Annotated in this window: 7 protein-coding genes and 1 pseudogene; 1 reads left to right on the top strand and 7 read right to left on the bottom strand. The window is 64.7% G+C overall.

What is annotated here, in order from left to right; genetic code table 11:
• Nucleotides 1–197: 197 nt before the first annotated feature.
• The 4 genes from H7F49_RS18795 to H7F49_RS18810 form a co-directional block, all read right to left on the bottom strand.
• Nucleotides 198–701 carry a MucR family transcriptional regulator gene (locus tag H7F49_RS18795; protein ID WP_185685092.1) on the bottom strand — a complete coding sequence of 168 codons (504 nt, stop codon included), beginning with the start codon at nt 699–701 and terminating at the stop codon, nt 198–200.
• 116 nt (nt 702–817) lie between these two features.
• Nucleotides 818–1,375, bottom strand: coding sequence for a hypothetical protein (locus H7F49_RS18800; protein WP_185685093.1), 558 nt, complete (start codon nt 1,373–1,375; stop codon nt 818–820).
• Between the two features lie 504 nt (nt 1,376–1,879).
• Nucleotides 1,880–2,215, bottom strand: coding sequence for a single-stranded DNA-binding protein (locus tag H7F49_RS18805; RefSeq protein WP_006949404.1), 336 nt, complete (start codon nt 2,213–2,215; stop codon nt 1,880–1,882).
• 483 nt (nt 2,216–2,698) lie between these two features.
• Nucleotides 2,699–3,043, bottom strand: a complete 345-nt coding sequence (locus H7F49_RS18810; RefSeq protein WP_185685094.1) for a thermonuclease family protein — start codon at nt 3,041–3,043, stop codon at nt 2,699–2,701.
• Between the two features lie 303 nt (nt 3,044–3,346).
• On the opposite strand from H7F49_RS18810, the gene H7F49_RS18815 reads away from it, so the two are divergent.
• Nucleotides 3,347–3,535, top strand: coding sequence for a hypothetical protein (locus H7F49_RS18815; protein WP_185685096.1), 189 nt, complete (start codon nt 3,347–3,349; stop codon nt 3,533–3,535).
• 18 nt (nt 3,536–3,553) lie between these two features.
• Here the strand turns inward: H7F49_RS18815 and H7F49_RS18820 are convergent, their stop codons facing one another.
• The 3 genes and pseudogenes from H7F49_RS18820 to H7F49_RS18830 form a co-directional block, all read right to left on the bottom strand.
• Complete coding sequence (locus tag H7F49_RS18820; RefSeq protein WP_185685095.1) at nt 3,554–4,243, bottom strand: pentapeptide repeat-containing protein; 690 nt, start codon at nt 4,241–4,243, stop codon at nt 3,554–3,556.
• 133 nt (nt 4,244–4,376) lie between these two features.
• The gene (locus tag H7F49_RS18825; RefSeq protein ID WP_214647911.1) at nt 4,377–4,838 is read right to left on the bottom strand and encodes a DUF3800 domain-containing protein; all 462 of its coding nucleotides are present in this window, start codon (nt 4,836–4,838) and stop codon (nt 4,377–4,379) included.
• A 60-nt stretch (nt 4,839–4,898) separates the two neighbouring features.
• Nucleotides 4,899–5,008 (bottom strand): annotated as a pseudogene (locus tag H7F49_RS18830) (IS5/IS1182 family transposase); the annotation flags it as partial.

Genomic DNA, 5,008 nt, shown 5'->3' on the forward strand with positions numbered 1-5,008 from the left:
GCTCATCGCCAGCACCGTCATAGCCATGTCCTCCCGACCGACGGGAGAACCATGCCACCGTTGCTCCGCCAACCACGCCAGAGAGTGTCATCTCTATCTAGCGGAGGGGTGTCATTTCTATCTGGCGTTTACAAAATACAAGATTGATAATATAGCTTATGTTAAATGAAATCAAAGACTTGGATGAAATCAGCGGTTCAGCTGGCGTCAGTTGAACCAAAGGCAACACCGAGCTTCTTGCGCCTTGCCGGGATCGCAGCGGCTTTGGGTGCAGCTTCCGGCGCTGCATTGGCCTTAGCCTTCGGGCTCTGGCTGGGCTTGCGGCCAAGACCGATCCGAACCGCAAGTTCCTTGCGCTTGGCGGCATATTTGGGCGCGACCATCGGGTAATCGGCGGGAAGGCTCCAGCGCGTCCGGTACTCGGCGGGCGTCAGGCCATGCTCGGTGCCAAGATGGCGCTTGAGCATTTTCATCTTCCCGCCGCATTCGAGGCAGGTGACGGCGTCGGGCTTGACCGAGGCGCGCACCGAGACGGCAGGCTTCAGCTCTGCCACTGCCGGTTCCGGCGCCTGTCCAAGCGCGGCAAGCGAAGCGTAGACCGCCTGGATCAGGCCCGGCAGGTCAGCGGCCGCGACCGCATTGTTGCTGACATGGGCAGAAACGATATCGGCGACATGATCCAGCAGTGCTTCGTTTTCCATGCGGGCAAGACCCTTTTTAATCCTCGGTCGCGGGTGTCCTAGGCGATCGGTCGCCCCCACGCCAGAGGAGCAACGCCGTAAACCGCCCTGCCTCACAACGCTCGACGTTCAGAGGTTCAGGCCGCGAAGAGTTCGCCCTGGGGATTGGCAGCGCCCGGGCCCTGACGCCGCAGCGGCGCAGGTTTGCGCAGCAGCGCAAGGACGCCCGGCTTGACCACATAGACCGCATGGCGTCCACCACCGCGGTTCTTGTGGTTGGTGGCGTAGCCCGCATAGTGCCGGCTCATCAGCCCGGCGCGGACCAGATCGGAAATCGCGCGGCTGACATTGGCGCGGCCAACCGCCTGGACCTGCTCCTCGACCGCGGCCTCGATGCGTGCCGCATCGCGAACAGCGTCACCCGTCAGTTCGTCCTTCAGCGCAGCGGCCACACGCGCGCGCAGCGCCGCCCGCCGGGCGGTCTGTTCGCTCATCGGCAAGAGCTGGGAACAGAGCCATTCGCGCAGGAGCATCGGCGCCACGCCTTGCGCCACGAACGGCCCGGCCTGCCCTCGCCCATCGGCAATCTCGGCGACCAGTTGGAGAACGAGGAAGGCATAGCGCGGCCGGTTCGAGGCTTCGACCAGGACCGCGTAGATCCCACCGACACCAGTGATTTCTTGGGCTCGTTCCATCGATCAGTATTGAGCACAAAAGGTGAATCCTGTGAATCCCCTTTGTGCCTTGCGCTGTCGTTTGTCGCCCGTGACACTTCGCCGAGCGCCGCTGCCGGACTTGCGCGGCCTATCGCGTCAAACCCTGTCCCTCGACGAATCCGGTCCTCAAGTTGGCAGGATCGACGGGCGGCCTGCGGCGCCGGTCAGGCAGGCGGCGCAACATGACACTCAGCCCGAAGGCAAAGTGTCACAGATGCCATGCCTGGAGGGGCGCCAGCCCCGACCCGGCAGGCAAAAAAATGGGGCCAGCGTGAACCGGCCCCTTGGAAAGTTTGGGAGAGGATGCCTGAAAGGCATGTCCTATATGGGTTCGCCCCCTTTATGCTGCAAGTGCGAAAAGAACGCGGAGCGTTGTCTTTTTCGCAATTGGTATCTCGCGATCCGCACCGACTGCATGAGCAATTGGGGGCCAGTCCAGATGGTCCCTGTGGGAGGCGGCGCTGCCGCCTCCCGGGCTCGGGTCTAGAGGAAGAGGACTTCCTCGGCGACGATCTCGACCGCGTAGCGTTCGACGCCCTCCCGGTCGGTCCACTTCGAGTAGTGGAGGCGGCCCTGCACCTCGACCAGGTCGCCCTTCTTCTTGTGCTTGGCGACCGAGGTGCCGAGGCCGTTGAAGGCAGTGACGCGGTGGAATTCGGCGAGGGTCTCGGTGTAGCCGGCCTCGTTCTTGACCGTCTTGCCATCGACCAGCTTGGGGCGATCGGTAACGAGGGTGAACGAAGTGATCGCGGTCTCGCCAGCGTGGCGGGTTTCGGGAGCGGCAGCGATGCGGCCGATCAGGATGACGAGGTTCTTCATGGGGTATCTCCGTGGCTTGAACTCGGCGGAACCGCCCGCCGATGAACTCAAGCAGCGGCGCCGATAGGCCCGGGCCCGCACCGAACGGCATGTGAGGGAAACCCAAAAAGCGAGGAGTGGTGCGGCAAGCCCGCAAGGGCTTCACGGTCCGCTGCTTTTGGGTTGCGGCCAGGGACTGGCGCCGCATCGGTTCATCGGCAAACGAAGGGCGGTTTCGTCAGGTCAAGCCTGCGGATCCCCGCAAAACTCAGACCCGTCAGCCTCGGTCCTTTCGCCAGGATCTGCTCCTACCCGCCAGCGCCCGCGGCAGCGGGCATTGCCTTCCTCGCCTCCGCTCCATACGGGTCAGAGACGCGTGGGGTCACACGAGGCCGCGCCCAGGCCCTCCCGGTCCAACGCAATGCGCTACGGGCAGGTCCTCGGTCAGATGCGCAAGCTGGCGGCCGCAGGCGAGCAAGGGTCGCCTGCCCTCGATAGGGACGCTCAGCGCCAGGGCCGCGCGAGGCCTTGCGCGACCAGATAGTCGCCGGCGTCCACCCCGTTCACCGAGACCGTGGCGAGCGTCCGCTCATAAGGGTCGGTGCCGAGCCGCGTGATCGTCACGCGTCCACGCGACAACAGCCGCGTCAGGGCAGCGCGCGAGGCTTCGCCCGCGGCGAAGTCACACCAGGCGTAGGACCGCCGCCGGTCCTGACATTTGGGGCTATCAGGCAATTCAGGTGCGTCGATATTGGCGATGCGGACCCGCTCGCGGCCGCAGCGGATCGTGTCCCCGTCGTGGACGGAAGGAGCGAGGCAAAGGGCGGCGGCAGCAAGAACGAGCGGCATGGTCCGGAGCCTAGCGCCCTCGTCTCCCTGCGCCAACCAGCCTTGCCGCCTTCCTCCACTGGCCCCGATCGTCACCCGAAGGGCCGGCATCCTTGCCGGCGAGCTTGGGTGGGCGGCGGTGCGAGAGCGCCGACGCTCCGCCCTAGCGAGTAGAGCGGGTCGCCGCGGGGCGCGGGCGTCGGGGTGCCCCCTTCGCTCTCCACCTCGCCAGACCCCTGCAAAACCGGTATGAACGCACTCCAACCCGGCCGCTCTGGCCCCGCTGCCGCAGGCAGAGCCCCCGAAGGGAAAGGATCCCGGCCCATGGCTGATCCCGAGATGATGCCAAGCGCCCTGCAGGTGGCGCGCGCGATGACTGAGGTGCTGCGCGCGAAGCTGAGTGTCTTAGCAGCTGAAGAGATCACGCTCACCCGCGAGGAAGCCGCGCTGTGCCTCGGGCTTGCCGAAGGCGTGAGCGAGAGCTTGGAACGGGACGCACAGCAGGACCAGTGAGGTTCCCTGGGCTGCGACCTACCGGACGTTAAGCCCCAGTTCGCCCAGCAATTGTCCGGCCTGCTCGCGCGAGATCGTCGCCCCGCGAAACAGCCCGGCATCGACGAGACGCAGTCCGCCAAGGTCGGCGCCGCGCAAGTCAGAGCCCTCGAAGCGCGATCCGGCCACCATTGCCTCGCGCAGCGAGCAGTGCTCGAAAACGGTCATGCGGAAATCGCCTTTGCGCACATCGGCACCGGACAGATCGACCCGGCGAAGGGTTTCCTTGCGGAACGAGAAGCCGGGCAGCTTGGCTGAGACCAGCAGCACTTCCTCGAAGTGGATGTGCATGGCGCGCGCCTCGGTGAAATCGGCACCGGTGAGCTTGGAACCGGTGAAGCGGGTCGAGGTCAGGGTGGCTCGGCGCATCGAACAATTGTTCCAGTCGCCGCCGACGAACTCGGCTTCGCTGAGGTTCGCGCCCGAGAAATTGGCGAACGGTCCCCGGCAGGAGTGCCAGACCGTACCTTCGAGCTTTGCCCCCGCAAGATCGCTGCGCCGCAGGTTGCAGCGTTCGAAGCGCCAGCGGGTGAGGTCGAGCCCGGAGAGGTCCGCCTCCTCAAGGTCACAGTCGATGAGTGTGCGTGGCACCTTGCCGATCAGGCGCTCGATGTCGCTGCGCGCCAGGGTTGTGCGTGCGATGGGCTGCGAAGCGAAGAGGTCATCCATCACGCGCCCTGCCGCCAGGCGCCAGCTCGGGCGGGTTGGCACAATGTTCCCGTTGTCAATTGGCCGGGAGTGCGCATATAGGGAACACAAGTGGACTGGGGGTTCCCGGTCGGCGTCATAGCCTCGGTGAGTTTCATCGGGGCTTTTCGCTTATTTGGGGCGGGAAAACCTTGAGCCCCCAGTTTTCATAGCCGCTGCCGACATTCTCGCGCCCGCCGTCGCAATAGAACTTGCGGGTCAGGACCTCGAACGCGCGGTTGTCCTGGCTCGGCCGCAACACACTCATGCCGATGGGCCTCGCCACCAGGTCTGCGAGCTGGAGCCCGGACGAGTTCGCCTTCTTGTCGGCAAAGACAATCTCGAATGGCAGGGGCGCCCCCAGCTTGTTCTCGCCGTCGCAGATCCTGCGGAACTCCAGTTCGAGGTCCTTGTCCTCCTTCTTGCCGCGGCACTCGAAGACCACGTGGGTCTTCTTGGCGTCCTGGTTCTTCTCGATAAGGAACTCGTAGAGCGTCTCAAGGCAGAACCCGAGGGCGAGATGATAGGGGTTGTCGCGTTCGACATCGCGTGCGCCGAGCCGGTGCTTGTCGATCACGCAGCTGATCAGGATGAAGTTCGACTTGTCGATGATGCCGCTGAGAGTCGGTTTCGAAACTCACGCTGAGCGTGCCAGTCGGCGGATCATGAGCATGGCAGCGGCGGCGTAGAGGAATGCTGCTGCGGATTTGAGGGTTGCCTCGACATCCTTGGCCAGGCGACGATTTC

It is taken from the genome of Novosphingobium aerophilum (assembly GCF_014230305.1).
GTDB classification, from domain to species: domain Bacteria; phylum Pseudomonadota; class Alphaproteobacteria; order Sphingomonadales; family Sphingomonadaceae; genus Novosphingobium; species Novosphingobium aerophilum.